Genomic DNA, 18,144 nt, shown 5'->3' with positions numbered 1-18,144 from the left:
CCTTAATGAATAAAAAAATTTAAAAATTCAGGATCAAGCTTTGGGTGGGCGCAGGATTTCTTGCCAGTAACCGGCAAGGTGCTGGGCATGGTAAGCAGGGAGGAGGGTTTTTTCCGGATAACCGTGATTAGGCACGCTTAACTCGGGCGTTGTAATGGGCAGGCTGGTGACCAAGTTCTGGCAGGCCATAGTGCCACAATCCAGACAATCTGATGACTGCTGGGTGCTGTCACTGACACAGTTCGGCTGAATCAGTTCCTGATCTTGATGATGATCAGTCTTATGCAGCGAGTGAGAAGCAGAGGGTTTTGTCATTTCCAGACAATGAGGATTCGTTTTTTCAGACGGCATAACCAGATGCATGGTGTTTGCAGATGCGACAGACACACTGCTCCAGCCTATGGCAAAAACCACAAGCATCACCAACCAGATCTGTTTGACGAGCCGTATGAGCAAAAGTACACCCTGAAAAAATGCGCTGCATGTTTGAGCAATAAAAGCATAAACGCAGTAACTCAAATTAGCAAATTCTGGACAAGATTATTTTTTAGGTCACCTACATACTACTTTTTTCATAGGTTCAGGTTTCAGTTTCGCACTTTTCGCATTTTCTACAGTCTAGCAGCATCCCGAGTTTTTCTTTACGTCCTTGCTCGGTCATCACCCATGGGCGATTTTGCCAGGGCGGGGTATGCCGCACATGCTGGCCATGTCCGCAGGCCAGTTCTGCAACCCAATGCTGTTCCTCATCCAGGTGAAAACCGATAATGGCCTGTTGCATGGCATACCTCCCTTGAGCTCAAATTGCCTGAGCATCTATCTAAAAACCTATATAAAATAAGTCATGCAAAATCACCATAAACAAAAGAATCCACACAAGCTATACTCCTTGCCAAGTCATTTTTTGAAAAAGAGCAGAGACACATGCGCGTACTTGTTGTGATGGATCCCATTGAAAATGTAAACCTGAAGAAAGACTCGACCATGGCCATGCTGTGGGCAGCAGCACGTCGCGGGCATGAACTCGGTTATGCATTGCAGCAAGATTTATATATCGATCAGGGCAAGGCCTTTGGTCTGATCGTGCCGTTACAGGTATTTGAAGACTACGACCATTATTATGAACTTGGCGAAAAACAAAAAGAGTCGATTGCTGCTTATGACGTTGTCTTGATGCGTAAAGATCCGCCTTTTGATATGAACTTCGTCTATACCACTTATATTCTGGAGCAGGCAGAGCGCGAAGGGGCATGGATTATCAACAAGCCGCAAAGCCTGCGTGACTGTAATGAAAAACTGTTCGCGACCCAGTTCCCGCATCTGCAAGTTCCGACCTTGGTGACTTCGCAGCAAAGCCTGATTCGTGAATTTCTCAAAGAACAGGTCGATGTGATTGTAAAACCGCTGGATGGCATGGGCGGCACCGGGATTTTCCGCCTGTATCAGGATGGCATCAACATCGGTTCAACCATTGAAATGCTGACCAATAATGGTACCCAGCCGATCATGGCGCAGCGTTATATTCCGGAAATTGTCGAAGGCGATAAACGCATCCTGATGATTAATGGCGAGCCAGTGCCGTATTGTCTGGCCCGTATTCCGCAAAATGGTGAAGTGCGCGGTAATCTGGCCGCGGGTGGTCTGGGCGAGGCGCGCCCACTGACTGAAACTGATAAGGCCATTGCAGCAAAAGTAGGGCCGTATCTCAGAGAGAAAGGTCTGGTCTTTGTGGGGCTGGATGTGATTGGAAATTATGTCACTGAAATTAATGTAACCAGTCCAACCTGTATCCGTGAAATTGATGCCCAGTTTGGTACTTCGATTGCGGATGATCTGTTTGCTGTGCTGGAAGCAGGTCAGGCCAATCAGGTTTAAAGGCAGCATTAGGTGAAAGAAGAGTCTGCTTGCAGGCTCTTTTTATCTTTTTATTTAGGGTAACGCTTAAATAAAAATGCCGTCATTACCATGCCCAGCATCGAAAGGCAGACAGTGATAATGGCAAGATTGGCCCAGTATTGGGTGGCAGATATCAGCGCAGCGCTCAGGGTCGGTATAAAAAACTGTGCGCAGGCTGAAATTTGTAAAACCACACCCACACTGGCCGCTGCTGCATAGGCACGTGGTGCATAGTGCAGGGTAATCGCAAAAACAGTGGTCGGGATCATCCCGCCAATCAGTGAAAACAGCACGGCACTGACAACCTGCAATTCAAATGAGAGCCAGGAATTTGCGGCAAATACCAAGCAACTGCTGCAGAGCATTGCCACAAATCCGGTGCTCAATAAGGTGTGCGGTCTATAACCCTGTTGCAGCAACATGCCTGCGCCAAAAGTACCCCCCAGATTGGCCAGAACGACCATCGAGACCAGCATCCCTGCGCGTTTTAAGTCTAGCCCCTGTTCGACATACAGCGTAGGCAGGAAGCCCGTGACAGTAATCCATTGACTGGTATAACAGGCGAAAATAATCGCCAGACAGATAATCGGTGGGTGGGTCAGGGTAATTTTAACAATCTGCCAGAATGAGGTGTTTTCCGTAGCTGCCTGGAAAGAATCTAGCTGTGTTACCAGGACAGGTTCAATATTTAAATATTGTTTGATCATGCCAGCAATAACCAGGCACAGGCAGCCCAAAATGGCCCAGATCGTTTGCCAGTCCAGATATTCAAGCAGGAGAGGAATCGTTAATACGGCCAGACTGACACCGATGCCCATATAGGAACTCCAGAGTCCCATCTTGAAATTCAGTGTTTCAGCGCGGCTGGTACGTTTTAAAATGGCTGGCGCACACAAGGAGATGGTTAAAAATCCGATTCCTTCCATAAAACGCAATACATATAAAGTGGCAGGCTGCGTAATCCAAAGCCCGGCAAGACTGCTTAGCCCTAAAATGATTAAGGCCATGATCAGGCAGCGCTTTAATCCCATTTTTTCCGAGAAGGCGCCAATGCATAGCGCAAACAGCATTCCGGCAGCCTGCACCAACGCTAATGAAAAACCAGCCTGGGTAAAACTCAGGTTTAAATCCTGCTGCAATACAGGAATCACGGCCGAAAGTTTGCCGACATGGATCGCAGCCAGATAACTGGCCAAGATAATCCATACATCATGACATGATATTTTTGACATTTATCCGAACTGAGTCCATTTAAAGCATCTGCTTGTACATCAAGCATCATTCATATATAGATATGAATAACATGAAAGTTTTATAAAATTGATAGGATTTAAGCCTAAGCTCATTAGTCGATGATAGGATATGGATTGACCGGGAGTGAGCTGTAAAGGGTTCTAAATAAAGCCCTGTCCGTGGCAAGGTTATTGATAATATAATGAGAAAATCATTTAAAATTGCTATGATATGTCACTTAAGTCGAAGGAAAAGTGCAGATCTTATAAATAAAACGAGTCTAAACTTGGAATTTGCATGAAAAAAACAATTAAAGCCTTGTTGAAATAAAGTAAATAAACTTTCATGGCCTGAGGTTTGTGATTACAATTGATTACTTAAATCAGATTTCCTGCTCCATTTTTTGAATTGAAGAATTAGACCGTGACCGACGCTCAGCAAAAACAGCCTAAACATGTCATGATGATGGCCGCAGGTACAGGTGGACATGTGTTTCCAGCGTTAGCTGTTGCCAAAGATTTACAACAACAAGGTATACAGGTCTCCTGGTTGGCCACACCCGCAGGCATGGAAAACCGTCTATTAAAAAACCAGAATATTCCCATTTATCAGATTGATATTCAGGGTGTACGGGGCAATGGTTTTGTACGTAAAGCCTTGGCCCCTTTTAAAATTATGAAAGCAACCCTGAGCGCCATGAAATTCATGAAACAGCTCAAGGTCGATGCCGTCGCCGGCTTTGGTGGTTATGTAGCCGGGCCGGGTGGTCTGGCTGCGCGTATTTTAGGTATTCCGGTGCTGATCCATGAGCAGAATGCAGTCGCCGGTTTTACCAATACCCAATTGTCGCGTGTGGCAAAAACAGTGTGCCAGGCTTTCCCGAATACTTTTCCAGCCCAGGAAAAAATCGTCACCACCGGCAATCCGGTACGACAGGAAATTAGCGAAATTTTAAATCCGTCCTGGCGTTATCAGGAGCGTGACAAGGCAGGATTGCCCTTACGTATTCTGATCGTTGGTGGGTCTTTGGGGGCGCAAGCCTTAAATGAACGGGTTCCGGAAGCTTTAAAGCAACTCAATGTGCGATTAAGCGTCTATCATCAGTGTGGGCAAAACCATGCCGAGGCGACCCGGGCACGTTATAAAAATGCACCGGCCAGTCTACAAGTTGAAGTACAGCCCTTTATTGAAGATATGGCCAAAGCCTATTCTGATGCCGATCTGGTGATTTGCCGTGCCGGAGCTTTGACCGTCACTGAAATTGCTACTGCCGGCGTAGCTGCGATTTTTGTGCCGCTTCCAACTGCAGTGGATGATCACCAGGCGGCCAATGCCGGTTTCCTGGCCAATATCAATGCGGCAAAGATTTGCCCGCAGGCCACGATGACCCCGGAAAGTTTAAAAACATTATTAGAGCCGATGCTGAATCGCCAACTGTTAATGGAAATGGCCGTGAAAGCACGCCGACAGGCTCAACCCGATGCGACTCAACATGTGGTCCGTTTAATTCAAGAATTGTAATCCGAGTAAACTATGTCTCCAACAACCCCAGCTGAACAAGCGAAAAAGTTAATTAAAGTGCCGGAAATGCGCCGTATCAAACACATTCATTTTGTGGGGATCGGTGGTGCAGGCATGTGTGGTATTGCGGAAGTGCTGAAAAACCAAGGCTACAAAGTGTCTGGTTCAGATATCAAGGCTTCCAAGACCACAGCGCAGCTGGAAGCAAACGGGATTAAAGTCTATATCGGACATACTGCAAATAATATTAAAGGTGCTAATGTGATCGTGGTGTCTACCGCGATTGATCAGGAAAACCCGGAAATTAAAACTGCGATTGAAAATCGTATCCCTGTGGTTCGCCGCGCGGAAATGCTGGGTGAACTGATGCGTTACCGTCATGGTATTGCCGTTGCCGGCACGCATGGCAAGACCACCACCACTAGCCTGATCACCTGTATGCTGGCTGAAGAAAACATGGATCCAACCTATGTGATCGGTGGTTTGCTGAACCGTACCGGTATGAACGCAGCCTTGGGCGCCAGCCGTTATATCGTGGCCGAAGCCGATGAGTCAGATGCTTCTTTCCTGCACCTGGAACCGATGGCTGCCGTGGTGACCAATATTGATGCTGATCATATGGATACCTATGGCGGTAGCTTCGATGTCCTGAAAGATACCTTTATCCAGTTCCTGCAAAAACTGCCATTTTACGGCTTGGCTGTAGTCTGTGGTGATGATGCCAATATCCGTGAAATTATGCCGCGGATTGCACGCCCGTTACTGACTTATGGTTTCAATGAAGACAATGACATCCGTGCAGTAGATGTTGATCAAGATGGCATGCAAACCCACTTTACCGTATTGCGTAAAGAGCGTGAGCCATTGCGTGTAACGGTCAATCAACCAGGTTTGCATAATGTGCTGAATGCCTTGGCTGCGATTGGTATAGCAACCGATGAAGGCGTGTCTGACGCTTCAATCTGCCGTGCACTGGAAGGTTTCAGTGGCGTAGGTCGCCGCTTCGAAGTTCAGGGTGAGTTTGCGATTGAGGGCGGTGACGTGAAACTGGTGGATGACTATGGTCATCATCCAAAAGAAGTCGAAGCCACGATTAAAGCTGCGCGTCAGAGTCATCCGGACCGTCGTCTGGTAATGATGTTCCAGCCACACCGTTATAGCCGTACCCGTGACTGTTTTGATGATTTTGTGGAAGTACTTTCTACTGTAGACCAGTTATTGTTGCTGGATGTTTATCCTGCCGGTGAAAAACCGATTGTCGGGGCTGACAGCCGTACTTTGGCTCGTAGCATTCGTCTACGTGGTGAAGTCGAGCCGATTCTGGTTGATGCGGCGGACGGCAACCTGAATCAGATCATGAGAAAAGTATTGCAAGCAAATGACTTGTTATTAACCCAGGGCGCAGGTAATGTTGGAGCAATCTCAGTCGAACTTGCACAAAATCACTTATATATAAAATAGTCATCTTGCGTGACTGAATTGAATTGACCAGATTGAAAAAAGTTTAAGGATATAAACGTGTCAAATGCTTCAAAATTCGGAAAAGTTGCCGTGTTGCTTGGTGGTAAATCTGCAGAGCGTGAGGTTTCTCTAGACAGTGGTACGGCGGTACTTGAGGCATTAGTGCGTTCAGGGGTTAATGCGGAAGCGTTTGACCCGCAGGAGCGTAGTGTCACAGAGCTGGTAAATTATGATCGTGCTTTTATTGTATTGCATGGACGTGGCGGGGAAGACGGCCAAATTCAGGGCGCACTGGAATGGTTAAACGTGCCGTATACCGGTACCGGTGTACAAGGTTCTGCGATCGGCATGGACAAGGTCAAGACCAAGCAGGTCTGGCAGGGTTCGGAATTGCCGACAGCACCGTATCGCATTGTCACCAAAGATTCTGATGCGACCGAGATTGTTAATGCTTTAGGCTTGCCTTTGATTATCAAGCCGGTGCATGAAGGTTCCAGTATCGGTATGAGCAAGGTCGAAAAAATTGAAGATTTTGCTGAAGCAATTGCCAAGGCAACTGAACATGATGCCGTGGTGATGGCAGAAAAATGGATTACTGGCCGTGAATACACCATTGTGGTTTTAAATGGTCAGGCGCTACCCGTAATTCGTCTTGAACCGCCTCAAGATGTCGCCTTTTATGATTATGAAGCGAAATATCAGCGTAATGATGTGCAATATGGCATTCCATGTGGTTTAACTGAAGCTGAAGAGCAGCAGTTAAAAGCCTTAAGTTTGCGCGCATTCCAGGCAGTCGGTGCCAGCGGTTGGGGTAGGATCGATGCTATGCAGGATGAACAGGGCAACTTCTGGTTGCTTGAAGTGAATACCGTACCGGGCATGACCAGTCATTCTCTGGTGCCAAAAGCGGCAGCTGCAGTCGGTTACAGTTTTGATGAGCTGTGTGTCGCAATTCTGGAACAGACCTTGACTGGTTCGGCACACTAAATATGGCTCAACTTCCTGTTTCCATGCGCCGTAAACGTGCTGCGATTACTTCAATTCACGATAAGCCGCCAACACGCAAAGAAAAGCTGACCAATTTTGGTGGCTGGTTATTGTTGTGTATCGCGCTGCTGGTGCTGGCCTTTGGAATATTGGGCTTATATAAAGTCATGACCAATAGTGACGTGGCAGAGCTGGGCGTGGTAGGTACGCGCTCGGCTGCTGAACAGCGTCAGGTCATGCAATATGTGTCACCGATTGTGACCGAAAACTATTTTACTTCGGATCTGGAAGCGATCCGCGATCGTACCCTGGAATTGTCCTGGGTAGATCGGGTTGTGGTTTCCCGAGCCTGGCCAAATGGCATTCGGGTGCGGGTGATGCCGCATCATGCGATTGCGCGTTGGGGAACGGGACGTTTATTGAGTGACAGTGGTGTGATTTTCACGGAAGTCACACCCAAGAATTATCAGGCATTACCGTTACTACATGGGCCGGCGAGCCATGCAGAAACCATGATGCGTCGTTATAATGAAATTAATCAGTTATTTTTACCACAAGGCATTCGTCTAAAAGAATTATACCTCACCGAGCGAATGACCTGGTTTATGCAGTTTGATTCGGGTTTAAGAATAATTGTGGATAAAGATCAGACCATGAGCAAATTACAGCGCCTGAGTCATCTGTCTCAGAGCGATTTAAAGCCGGTCTGGTCTAAAATTTCGGCCATCGATCTGCGTTATCGCAATGGATTGTCGATACAGTGGAAAAATTCAATTCCGCCTAAAATTGTAAATGGACATTTTATTGTAACCATTGATGACACGGGCGTTGAGAATAAGGTAACAGTAAAGCCATAATGACCGGCTTTAAAAAATAGAGGCATTTAAAGCCATAAATCTAACAAACACGTAATGGTAGTAGTGAATAATGAGTGAAGCTGTTCCCTCGGTTGTGGCGATTGACATTGGGACACACAAAGTTTCAGTTTTGATTGGCAAGGTACACGCGCCAGACAATATCCAAGTGATTGGTATGGCCACCGCTCGTAACCGAGGCATGAGTAAAGGGAAAATTGTCAGTCTCGATAAAGTTATTACTGCAATTAAAAATGCCGTTCAAGAAGCAGAAGATATGGCGGAATGTCGTGTACATTCTGCTTGGGTCTCTATTCCAAGTGCCGAATTAAAAAGCTTTTATGCTTCAGGTCGTACCTCGATCGACAATAGCGAGCATGCGATTACCACCAGTGAAGTGGTGCGTGCACTGGAATTGGCCAAAGCCAGTCATTTGACTTCAGATCATTATCTGGTCAGTGCTGTGCCTCTGGGTTTTGAACTGGATGATTCACCGGAATGGGTGCTAAACCCGATTCGGATGTCGGCACATAGCATGACCGGGCATTATCATCTGATGATGCTGCCAATCAGTACCATGCAGAATATTGACCGTGCCCTGAAGGGGGCCAATATCGGCGTAGAAAAAATGGTGGTGTCGAGTCTGGCCACCGCTGAAGCCAGCCTGCTCAAAGACGAAAAAGAATATGGCGTGTGTCTAGTGGATATCGGTGCTGGCACGACCAATGTGGCGGTGTATGTGGATGGTCGTTTGGCCTTAACCCATACCTTCCAGCGTGGCGGTGAACATGTGACCCGTGATATTGCAGCAGTATTGCAAACCACGACCGAAGAAGCTGAACGTCTGAAATTGCTGTATGGCTGTGTCGACCTGAAAGTGGTCAAGCCGGACCATATGATTCAGTTCCAAGGAATTGACGGGCCACAAACCATCAGCCGGATCGAGCTGACTGAAATTATCATGGCACGGTATGAAGAAATTCTGGGTCTGGTACGTGATGAGTTAGTGAAAAATGGTGCCATCCAGGGCTTGTATCATGGTGTGGTATTAACCGGTGATGCTAGTCATATCGAAGGAATGGTGAGCTTTGTTCGCCGTACCATGGGAGTTTCGGCGCATTTAGGTAATCCGCCGACTCAGGTGTATGCAGATGAACAACATCAGGCTGCTTTACGTCGCTCGCAATATAGTACGGTGGCTGGCTTGCTGATGTTTAGTCAGAGTGATACCCAAGACACGATTGTGGAACAGGATGATGTAGAACGGTTGTCATTGGCTAAGCGGGTCAAAAGAGCCTTGTTTGGCTTTAATGACACCTTGAAATCAATCTTTTAAGTCGATTTTTATTGTGAATATTGTTGGGAAGATGTAGTTAATCGGGCTTGTACTTGACAAGTGAACGCATGAGCAGCATTCTTAAAAACAATTTTATTAAGATTAAGGCAGTATACGGGCTTAGTGACTGCCAATTATGAATTAGGAATTTTATAGGTCATGGCCTCATTTGAATTTTTCGAAGACGATCATAGCGATAGCAATGGTCAAGCCCGTTTCACTGTGTTTGGTGTAGGTGGTGCGGGTGGTAATGCTGTACAACATATGTTGCAGTCCGATATCCAGGGCGTAAAGTTTGTTTGTGCCAATACGGACAAGCAGGCATTGGATCGCATGGAAGCCGAATTTAAAATTCAGCTGGGCGAGCAAAGTACCCGTGGTCTGGGTGCAGGTGCAAATCCGCAAGTCGGCCAGACCGCAGCAGAAGAAAGCCGTGAACTGATCCGCCAGCAGCTTGAAGGGACCGATATGGTCTTTGTTACTGCAGGTATGGGTGGTGGTACCGGTACCGGTGCAGCGCCAGTCGTGGCTGAAATTGCGAAAGAGATGGGTATCCTGACCGTTGGTGTCGTGACCACGCCATTTAACTTTGAAGGCAAACGCCGTTTACAGTCTGCTGAAAAAGGCATCGAAGCCCTTGAGCAGCATGTAGACTCATTAATCATCATTCCAAACCAGCGTTTATTGAAAGTCTTCCGTGATATTTCAATGAAAGATGCATATAAAAAAGCGGATGATGTTCTACTGAATGCAGTACGCAGTATTTTTGATTTAGTCGTCCGTCCTGGCCATATCAACCTTGACTTTGCTGACTTGAAAACAGCCATGAGCACCCGTGGTTATGCCATGATGGGTGTGGGTCTGGGGCGTGGTGAGAATCGTGCACGTCAGGCTGCTGAGCAGGCAATCCGTAGTCCATTACTCGACAACGTAACTATCATGAATGCCAAAGGTATTCTGATTAACGTGACCGGTGGCGATGATGTGACTTTCGGTGAAATTGAAGAAATTACTGATGTCGTGAACCAGATTGTCGATTTAGATGAGGGTCAGGTGTTCTACGGTACCGTTTTTGATCCGGATGCGCGTGATGAAATCAGCGTGACTGTGATTGCAACAGGTTTAACCCGTCATGCAGCGGATTCAGTTGAACCGACCAAACGTACTAATGTACAGGCAACTCGTCCAGCAGCAGTTGCACAGGCTGTGGTGGAAGATGATGATGTACCGGCAATTCAGCGTCAGCAGCATGAAACAGGGGCAGCAGCGAATCCAGCGGCGGCTTCGGTTTCTAGCCCGCGCCCAACGCCAATGAGCATTCAGGATTATCTTAAGAATCAACAGCGTAAATAACATGTAACATCATGTGTTTAGATGGATTAGACAGGAAAGGTGGCTTTTAAGCCACCTTTTTGTTTTTTATCAATGGCCAAATATGCTAACGTATAGCGGTTTTATAGATGAACAGATGATAAAAGCATGTTGAAACAACGTACCCTGAAACGTGTCGTGAAAGCGAGCGGAATCGGTCTTCACAGTGGGCAGAAAGTCATGATTAACTTTGTGCCGCACCATGCCGATGGGGGAATTGTGTTTCGTCGTATAGACCTGAACCCACCAGTGGACATTCCAGCTGATGCCATGCTGATTCAGGAAGCCTTTATGTGCTCGAACCTCGTTCAGGAAAATGCCAAAGTAGGCACCATTGAACATGTCATGAGTGCGATCGCTGGTCTGGGCATTGATAACCTAATTATTGAAGTATCGGCTTCTGAAGTCCCGATTATGGACGGCAGTGCAGGTCCGTTTATTTACCTGTTGATGCAGGGCGGTTTGCAAGAGCTGGATGCTGCTAAAAAATTCGTCAAGATTATTAAACCGGTTGAAGCACTGATTGATGACAAACGTGCCATTTTTAGCCCACATGAGGGCTTTCAGCTGAACTTCACCATTGATTTTGATCATCCTGCCTTTAAAAAAGAACATCAGTCTGCCAGTATCGATTTTTCTACTGAAACCTTCGTTTATGAAGTCAGTGAAGCACGTACCTTTGGTTTTATGAAAGATCTGGATTATCTCAAAGCCAATAACCTGGCGCTGGGTGCCAGTCTGGAAAATGCCATTGGTGTGGATGAAACTGGGGTCGTTAATGAAGAAGGTTTACGTTTCTCGGACGAATTTGTACGTCATAAAATTCTGGATGCCGTGGGTGATTTATACCTGCTCGGACATCAGATTATTGCCAAATTTGATGGTTACAAATCTGGACATGCCTTGAATAATCAACTTTTACGCAATGTGAAAAGTGATCCAAGCTGCTATGAAATTGTAACATTTGATGACGAAGCTAATTGTCCAATCATGTATGTGAATGTGACATAAGTCATTGTGTTTGTGTCTTTATGTTTTTGTTATTGCTTTAATACTGTGACACACATCACATAATGTTTGCTTTTTAATTTATTACATTTGATTGCGATGTTACTTTTTATTGCTTGCCAAACGTAGTAAAGCTTGGCTAAGCTTAGGGTCGCTTATAAAGTCAGCAGCACTACGAAGTAATTCCTGTGTTTCTGCATTTAAGGCTCTTTCAGGTGTTGCTGAAACAGGTGGCGTTTGCGAAGGATTCCGCAGGCAAACTTGAAGTTTAGTGAGATCTGTTAATTCATTTATTTGAGAGAGTTGTGAAATGTATTGCTTTTGAAGATAGGCCAATTGACTGATCATGGCCTGATTTTCACCAGTAATCGTTAACACACCATTTTGATAGCAGACAACTTGCCAGCGTTCCGGTTGGGGCAATAGCGGTTGTACGAGTTTCGTAAGTTTCTGCCAGCCAGCGACTTGTGATGAGAGAAACGAAAAGTTTCCTGTTTTTATCTGTTTTCTTGTTTGTTGAAAAACGTTGACAGGTTCCGACATACATAATTCCTACATATTTATGTCTTAATCTTATGCGCTTCTTTTAGTGGATATCAAGGATAGAGATCTTCAAGGAACTCGATTAAAGCAGTTTAGAGAGGTTTTTTATGCATATGCGACGTATTTTGTTGGCATTTTCTTTATCAGTTTCAGCGGCTTCGGTTGCGTTCGCAGATTTAGTCAATCTAAATCAAGAAAATGGTTCAACAGATCGTATCGAGCAATTGACGCGTACTCTGGCACAGGGTGCATATACTCATCCAGATGATATCGATATTCCAGCACAGACTAAATTGAATGTTCAGCTGCGTGAGAAACCGGTTGAACTAAACAATCGAACGCTTGCTCAGAAGTATGCCAATACTTCATCAAACAAAGCGGCAGCTAACAGTGCTTATTCTTGGCTAATTTCTCATCCTTTACCTAATTCTCGCGTAAGTTCAAATTACGGTGGCCGTACCATGGGTGGTCGTGCTGAAAATCATTCAGGCCTCGATCTTGCAGCGCCAAGTGGTACACCAATCTATGCAACAGGTCCAGGGATTGTCACCAAATCAGGTTGGGGTACAGGTTATGGTCAATACGTTGAAATCAATCATGGCAATGGCTATTTAACGCGCTATGCTCATGCTTCACGTCTTGTTGCACGTGTGGGAGAGCAGGTGCAAGCGGGTGACCATATTGCCAATGTTGGTTGTACTGGTCGCTGTACCGGCCCACACTTGCATTATGAAGTAGTAAAAGACGGTCAACGTAAAAACCCATCTACTTATTTGGCTATGTTACCTTAAGTATAGACCTGAATAACAAGATGCATCTCTATACATAAAAAATCTCCGATAAGCATTTTAAAGCGTTTAAGCTGAAGGCTCTTCAAGTCAACTTGAAGGGCTTTTTGTTTTATTGCTTTTAGATATCATATTATCATCAACTATTATAATGATTGTATAATAAATCGCCTTTATTGACTATTTTTTGTTATGTTGTGTAATTATACGTCACCCATCATTTAGTTCCTAAATAGTACTGCTAAATCGCATTCAGCTGAGGCCATACCTGCTGAGGTCTCAAATATGGTACATATAAGAGATTAGATTAGGCCTTTAGGAACTGTAGATTATGGCGTTTTATGGCGATACAGACGCGCAAGAAACCCAAGAATGGCAAGATGCATTTGACTCTGTTTTGCAGCACATGGGCACTGAGCGTGCAGCATTTTTGTTAGAAAAACTTTATCAACGCGCAATTGCAAAGCATGTTCCTATTCAGCGTTTAAATACTCCCTACTTAAATACGATTTCTGTTGAAGAACAGCCTGCAATGCCAGGCGACCAGGACATGGAGCGCCGTATTCGCGCGCTGATCCGCTGGAATGCCTTGGCAATGGTATTACGCGCGAATAAAACCGGTGATGATCTCGGTGGTCACTTGGCGAGTTTTGCTTCTTCTGCAACCCTTTATGATGTGGGCTTTAACCACTTCTTCCGTGCCAACAGCGATAGCTTCGGCGGCGACATGATCTATTACCAGGGTCACTGTGCACCGGGTATTTACGCGCGTTCATTTTTAGAAGGCCGTCTGACTGAAGAGCATCTGAATAATTTCCGTCGTGAAGTGGGTGGTAAAGGTTTGCCATCTTATCCGCATCCTTATTTGATGCCGGACTACTGGCAGTTCCCGACCGTATCGATGGGTCTGGGTCCAATCATGTCAATTTATCAGGCACATATCCAAAAGTACCTGATGAACCGTGGCCTGATTAAAGAAGAAGATCGTAAGGTTTGGGCTTATCTGGGTGATGGTGAGATGGACGAGCCGGAAAGCTTGGGTGCAATTTCTCTGGCAGGTCGCGAAAAGCTCGACAACCTGATTTGGGTAGTGAACTGTAACTTGCAACGTCTGGATGGTCCGGTACGTGGTAATGGCAAGATCATTCAGGAACTTGAGTCATTATTCCGCGGCGCAGGCTGGCGTGTGATTAAAGTTGTGTGGGGCCGTCATTGGGATCCACTACTGGATAAAGATAAATCCGGTGCACTGAAAGCAGTGATGGAAGAAGCAGTCGATGGCGATTTCCAGCGTTACCAGGTAAAAGGTGGTGCTTACGCGCGTGAAAAGTTCTTCGGCAAATATCCAGAAGCAGCTGAGTTGGTTAAAGACTTAAGCGACGAAGATATTGATAATCTGAACCGCGGTGGTCACGACCCGTACAAAGTCTTTGCTGCTTATGCCGAAGCATGTACGGCCAAAGGTCAGCCGACCGTGATTCTGGCAAAAACCGTGAAAGGTTATGGTTTGTCGGAAGAAATCGAAGCAGTCAACAAAACTCACCAAATCAAGAAGATGCAAATCAATTCTTTGAAATACGTGCGTGACCGTTTCCACCTTCCTTTCACTGATGAACAGCTTGAAGAAGTACCGTTCTACCGTCCAAGCGAAAATTCCCCTGAATTGAAATATATGAAGGCGCGTCGTGAGGCGCTAGGTGGCTACCTGCCTGCACGTCGTAAGGAAAGCGAACAGCTGGCGATTCCTGGACTTTCAGTATTTGATTCGGTCTTGGCCGGTTCAAATGGTAAAGAACAATCCACCACAATGGTGATGGTGCGTTTAATCTCTGCACTTCTTAAAGAGAAAGCGATTAAAGACCGCGTTGTTCCAATTGTTCCAGATGAAGCCCGTACTTTCGGTCTGGAAGGGATGTTCCGTCAGCTCGGTATTTATGCCGCGCATGGCCAGAAATATACTCCGGAAGACCAAGAACAGCTGATGCATTACCGTGAAGCCAAAGACGGTCACATGTTGCAGGAAGGGATTAACGAAGCCGGTGCGATGAGTGCATGGGCAGCATTGGCGACCAGTTATTCAACCAATAACCTGCCAATGATTCCGATGTACATGTACTACTCGATGTTTGGTTTCCAGCGTATTGGTGATATTGCATGGGCAGCAGGCGATGCACAGGCACAAGGCTTCTTGCTGGGTGCAACTGCGGGTCGTACTACACTGAACGGTGAAGGTTTACAGCATCAGGATGGTCATTCACACATCTTGGCTAATACCATTCCAAACTGTGTCTCTTATGACCCATGTTTCGGTTATGAATTGGCAGTGATCGTGCATGACGGTTTACAGCGTATGTATGTGAACCAGGAACGTGTGTTCTATTACCTGACCGTGATGAACGAAAACTACGAGCATCCGGAAATGCCAAAAGGTGTTGAAGAAGGCATTAAGCGTGGTATGTACTTACTGGAAGAAGATGAAAAAGCCACTGTTCAGTTACTGGGCTCAGGTGTAATCCTGCGTGAAGTGATCAAGGCGGCGAAGATTCTGCGTGAAGAATATCAAATTCATTCAAATGTCTACAGCGTGACCAGCTTCAATGAACTGGCACGTGACGGTATGGCATGTGAAGAATACAACCGCTTGCATCCGCTGGCTGAAGACGTAAAAGAAGCATGGGTATCGAAACAGCTTCGCGGTACTGAAGGTATCGTCGTGTCTGCAACCGATCATATGCGTGCTTATAGCGAACAGATTCGTGCTTATCTTCCAGATGGCCGTCCATTCGTAGCATTGGGTACTGACGGTTATGGCCGTTCAGATACACGTGCCAACTTGCGTAGTTACTTCGGTGTTGATGCTGCCCATATTGTGGTTGCAACCCTGAAAAAACTGGCAGATGAAGGTGAAGTTGATGCGCGCCTGGTAAAAGATGCGATCTCGACTTTTGAGCTTGATACAGATCGTCCAGTGGCTTGGGCACCGCAAGAAACCCCATCTGTACATGCTGTTGCTGACTACAAAGAGGAGAACTAAGCATGCAAATTACGACTCCTGATATTGGTGTAGATAAGGCAACAGTGGCCGAAATTCTGGTCAAAGTGGGTGATACGATCGCGATCGATGACAGCATTGTATTGCTTGAATCTGATAAAGCCTCTGTTGAAGTGCCTAGCACTTCAGCAGGCGTGGTAAAAAGCATTCTGGTGAGTCAGGGTGATGAAGTGGCTGAAGGCGCGGTACTGATTGAGCTACAAGCTGAAGACGGCAGCGCTGATGTGGTCGAGCCACAGCAAGCAGATGCCTCACAAAAAACTTCAGAAAATACTCCGACTTCATTGCCGGATCAGGAAATCATGCAGGAACTGGCTTCACATCAGCCTAAAGCTTCTGCTGCTCCTGAGGCTCAAGCGAGCTCACAGGTGGTTGATGTACAAATCCCCGATATTGGTGTAGAAAAAGCTACTGTAGGGGAAATCCTGGTCGCTGTCGGTGATGAAATCGAGGTAAATCAAAGTATCGTAGTGGTGGAATCAGACAAGGCGACTGTTGAAGTGCCAAGTACGGTTTCAGGCACGGTAGAGTCCATCGAGATTAAAGAAGGGGACACGATCAAAGAAGGTGTGGTCATTCTGAAAGTGAAAACGGCTGTTTCGGCAGCACAAGTACAGACAGAAGCACCTCAAGCACCAGTTGCTCAAGCGGCAACCCAAGAGAAAGCAGTTGAAGCGCCACAAACGCCAGCAGCACCTGCAGGTGATGTTGAAGTGAAGGTGCCTGATCTAGGTGTAGACAAGGCGGCTGTGGCTGAAATTCTGGTTCAGGTCGGTGATACGGTTGAAAAAGACCAGAGCATCATCGTGGTGGAATCAGATAAAGCGACTGTTGAAGTGCCAAGCACTACAGCCGGCGTGATTAAAGCCATTCATGTGGAACTGGGTCAAAATGTCTCTCAAGGCATTGCACTGGTGACAATTGAAGCTGAAGCTGAAGCGCAAGCAGCTGCTGCACCTGTCGTAGCCAAAGCAGAAGCACCGAAAGCAGCAGAAGCACCAAAAGCAGCCCCGGCACCTGCTGCATCTTCTACTCAAACAGTCACGACGTCGGATAATGCTGACAAGCTGACCAAAGAGCAGAATGCCGCTAATTCTAAAGTTTATGCCGGTCCTGCGGTGCGTAAACTGGCCCGTGAACTGGGCGTCGTGTTGGCAGACGTCAAAGCATCTGGCCCACATGCGCGCGTCATGAAAGAAGACCTGAAAGCCTATGTCAAAACGCGTCTTACTACGCCACAGGCGGCTCCTGTAGCCGCTGCTGCTCAAGTCGCAGGTCTGCCAAAACTGCCAGACTTTAGCGCTTTTGGTGGTGTGGAAGAGAAAGCCTTGACGCGCTTGCAACAAGTGTCTATTCCACAGTTGTCGCTGAATAATTTCATTCCGCAAGTGACCCAGTTTGATGCAGCGGATATTACTGAACTGGAAGCATGGCGTAATGAACTGAAAGGCAACTTCAAAAAAGAAGGCTTGAGCCTGACCATTATGGCATTCATCATCAAAGCAGTTGCGCACTTGTTAAAAGAAGAGCGTGAGTTTGCTGGTCACTTGGCCGATGATGGCAAGTCAGTCTTGCTACGTAACGAGATCCATATGGGTATCGCGGTCGCAACGCCAGATGGTTTGACTGTGCCTGTACTGCGTCATCCAGAACAGAAGTCAATTAAACAGATTGCTACTGAGCTAGGAACCTTGGGTCAAAAAGCGCGTGACAAGAAATTGTCGCCGAAAGATCTGCAAGGTGCCAACTTCACGATCACTAGCCTGGGTTCAATTGGCGGTACGGCATTTACGCCATTGGTGAACTGGCCGCAAGTGGCAATTCTGGGTATTTCACCTGCAACCATGCAGCCGGTCTGGAATGGTGAAGGCTTTGATCCACGCTTGATGCTGCCGCTTTCATTGTCCTACGATCATCGTGTGATCAATGGTGCAGATGCTGCTCGTTTCACCAACAAGCTGACCAAGCTGCTCAAAGATATCCGTACGCTGTTAATCTAAATTAAATTCGATTCACTTTCTTTTCTCTTGCGCTTCATTGAAAAATATTTCAATTGAAGCTCAGGAAGAAATATAAAGAGGGTGTAAAGAGAAA

The 18,144-nt window shown here is 46.4% G+C and carries 15 protein-coding genes; 11 read left to right on the top strand and 4 right to left on the bottom strand.

What is annotated here, in order from left to right; translation table 11 throughout:
- Positions 1 to 33 precede the first annotated feature (33 nt).
- Together NI470_RS04750 and NI470_RS04745 are read right to left on the bottom strand one after the other, a co-directional pair.
- A complete protein-coding gene (locus NI470_RS04750) occupies positions 34 to 456 on the bottom strand; it encodes a hypothetical protein (RefSeq protein WP_253147837.1) in 423 nt (140 codons plus the stop codon).
- A 124-nt stretch (positions 457 to 580) separates the two neighbouring features.
- A complete protein-coding gene (locus NI470_RS04745) occupies positions 581 to 781 on the bottom strand; it encodes a DUF3565 domain-containing protein (protein ID WP_005250311.1) in 201 nt (66 codons plus the stop codon).
- 143 nt (positions 782 to 924) lie between these two features.
- Here NI470_RS04745 and gshB point away from each other — a divergent pair, with 143 nt between their 5' ends.
- Complete coding sequence (gshB, locus tag NI470_RS04740) at positions 925 to 1,875, top strand: glutathione synthase (protein ID WP_253147836.1); 951 nt, start codon at positions 925 to 927, stop codon at positions 1,873 to 1,875.
- A 50-nt stretch (positions 1,876 to 1,925) separates the two neighbouring features.
- Here gshB and NI470_RS04735 read toward each other — a convergent pair whose 3' ends face one another.
- Complete coding sequence (locus tag NI470_RS04735; RefSeq protein ID WP_253147835.1) at positions 1,926 to 3,128, bottom strand: MFS transporter; 1,203 nt, start codon at positions 3,126 to 3,128, stop codon at positions 1,926 to 1,928.
- 424 nt (positions 3,129 to 3,552) lie between these two features.
- Here NI470_RS04735 and murG point away from each other — a divergent pair, with 424 nt between their 5' ends.
- The 7 genes from murG (at position 3,553) to lpxC (ending at position 11,670) form a co-directional block, all read left to right on the top strand.
- Entirely contained in the window at positions 3,553 to 4,650 is a 1,098-nt protein-coding gene (gene murG, locus NI470_RS04730) for an undecaprenyldiphospho-muramoylpentapeptide beta-N-acetylglucosaminyltransferase (protein WP_253147834.1), read from the top strand.
- 12 nt (positions 4,651 to 4,662) lie between these two features.
- Positions 4,663 to 6,111 (top strand): UDP-N-acetylmuramate--L-alanine ligase, encoded by a 1,449-nt coding sequence (murC, locus tag NI470_RS04725; protein WP_253147833.1) that lies wholly within the window; start codon positions 4,663 to 4,665, stop codon positions 6,109 to 6,111.
- Between the two features lie 57 nt (positions 6,112 to 6,168).
- Positions 6,169 to 7,098, top strand: coding sequence for a D-alanine--D-alanine ligase (locus tag NI470_RS04720; protein WP_005267662.1), 930 nt, complete (start codon positions 6,169 to 6,171; stop codon positions 7,096 to 7,098).
- A 2-nt stretch (positions 7,099 to 7,100) separates the two neighbouring features.
- Positions 7,101 to 7,955 carry a cell division protein FtsQ/DivIB gene (locus NI470_RS04715; RefSeq protein WP_005108153.1) on the top strand — a complete coding sequence of 285 codons (855 nt, stop codon included), beginning with the start codon at positions 7,101 to 7,103 and terminating at the stop codon, positions 7,953 to 7,955.
- Positions 7,956 to 8,025: 70 nt separating this feature from the next.
- Positions 8,026 to 9,288 carry a cell division protein FtsA gene (gene ftsA, locus NI470_RS04710; RefSeq protein ID WP_004647239.1) on the top strand — a complete coding sequence of 421 codons (1,263 nt, stop codon included), beginning with the start codon at positions 8,026 to 8,028 and terminating at the stop codon, positions 9,286 to 9,288.
- 159 nt (positions 9,289 to 9,447) lie between these two features.
- Positions 9,448 to 10,641 carry a cell division protein FtsZ gene (gene ftsZ / locus NI470_RS04705; RefSeq protein WP_005108152.1) on the top strand — a complete coding sequence of 398 codons (1,194 nt, stop codon included), beginning with the start codon at positions 9,448 to 9,450 and terminating at the stop codon, positions 10,639 to 10,641.
- A gap of 126 nt (positions 10,642 to 10,767) precedes the next feature.
- Positions 10,768 to 11,670: a UDP-3-O-acyl-N-acetylglucosamine deacetylase gene (gene lpxC / locus NI470_RS04700; RefSeq protein WP_004647241.1), complete on the top strand. Its 903-nt coding sequence runs from the start codon at positions 10,768 to 10,770 to the stop codon at positions 11,668 to 11,670.
- A 99-nt stretch (positions 11,671 to 11,769) separates the two neighbouring features.
- Here lpxC and NI470_RS04695 read toward each other — a convergent pair whose 3' ends face one another.
- The gene (locus NI470_RS04695) at positions 11,770 to 12,210 is read right to left on the bottom strand and encodes a DciA family protein (RefSeq protein ID WP_005245716.1); all 441 of its coding nucleotides are present in this window, start codon (positions 12,208 to 12,210) and stop codon (positions 11,770 to 11,772) included.
- Positions 12,211 to 12,317: 107 nt separating this feature from the next.
- On the opposite strand from NI470_RS04695, the gene NI470_RS04690 reads away from it, so the two are divergent.
- The 3 genes from NI470_RS04690 to NI470_RS04680 all read left to right on the top strand — a co-directional run bounded on the left by NI470_RS04690 (position 12,318) and on the right by NI470_RS04680 (position 18,050).
- Positions 12,318 to 13,001 carry a M23 family metallopeptidase gene (locus NI470_RS04690; RefSeq protein ID WP_253147832.1) on the top strand — a complete coding sequence of 228 codons (684 nt, stop codon included), beginning with the start codon at positions 12,318 to 12,320 and terminating at the stop codon, positions 12,999 to 13,001.
- Between the two features lie 328 nt (positions 13,002 to 13,329).
- Complete coding sequence (gene aceE, locus NI470_RS04685) at positions 13,330 to 16,032, top strand: pyruvate dehydrogenase (acetyl-transferring), homodimeric type (protein WP_004729164.1); 2,703 nt, start codon at positions 13,330 to 13,332, stop codon at positions 16,030 to 16,032.
- Positions 16,033 to 16,034: 2 nt separating this feature from the next.
- Entirely contained in the window at positions 16,035 to 18,050 is a 2,016-nt protein-coding gene (locus NI470_RS04680; protein WP_138742621.1) for a 2-oxo acid dehydrogenase subunit E2, read from the top strand.
- The last annotated feature ends 94 nt before the right edge of the window (positions 18,051 to 18,144 follow it).

This window comes from Acinetobacter lwoffii (genome assembly GCF_024129115.1).
Classification (GTDB): Bacteria; Pseudomonadota; Gammaproteobacteria; order Pseudomonadales; family Moraxellaceae; genus Acinetobacter; species Acinetobacter lwoffii_T.
The sequence above is the reverse complement of the archived record's forward strand: the minus strand, read 5'-3'. Positions and strand labels throughout refer to the sequence as shown.

What these genes read in the sequence shown, in the direction of transcription:
- aceE (WP_004729164.1), top strand. Translation starts at nt 13,330, where the DNA reads ATGGCGTTTTATGGCGATACAGACGCGCAAGAAACCCAAGAATGGCAA.
- NI470_RS04695 (WP_005245716.1), bottom strand. Translation starts at nt 12,210, where the DNA reads ATGTCGGAACCTGTCAACGTTTTTCAACAAACAAGAAAACAGATAAAA.
- NI470_RS04745 (WP_005250311.1), bottom strand. Translation starts at nt 781, where the DNA reads ATGCAACAGGCCATTATCGGTTTTCACCTGGATGAGGAACAGCATTGG.
- murC (WP_253147833.1), top strand. Translation starts at nt 4,663, where the DNA reads ATGTCTCCAACAACCCCAGCTGAACAAGCGAAAAAGTTAATTAAAGTG.
- NI470_RS04715 (WP_005108153.1), top strand. Translation starts at nt 7,101, where the DNA reads ATGGCTCAACTTCCTGTTTCCATGCGCCGTAAACGTGCTGCGATTACT.
- lpxC (WP_004647241.1), top strand. Translation starts at nt 10,768, where the DNA reads ATGTTGAAACAACGTACCCTGAAACGTGTCGTGAAAGCGAGCGGAATC.
- gshB (WP_253147836.1), top strand. Translation starts at nt 925, where the DNA reads ATGCGCGTACTTGTTGTGATGGATCCCATTGAAAATGTAAACCTGAAG.
- NI470_RS04680 (WP_138742621.1), top strand. Translation starts at nt 16,035, where the DNA reads ATGCAAATTACGACTCCTGATATTGGTGTAGATAAGGCAACAGTGGCC.
- ftsZ (WP_005108152.1), top strand. Translation starts at nt 9,448, where the DNA reads ATGGCCTCATTTGAATTTTTCGAAGACGATCATAGCGATAGCAATGGT.
- NI470_RS04735 (WP_253147835.1), bottom strand. Translation starts at nt 3,128, where the DNA reads ATGTCAAAAATATCATGTCATGATGTATGGATTATCTTGGCCAGTTAT.
- NI470_RS04690 (WP_253147832.1), top strand. Translation starts at nt 12,318, where the DNA reads ATGCATATGCGACGTATTTTGTTGGCATTTTCTTTATCAGTTTCAGCG.
- ftsA (WP_004647239.1), top strand. Translation starts at nt 8,026, where the DNA reads ATGAGTGAAGCTGTTCCCTCGGTTGTGGCGATTGACATTGGGACACAC.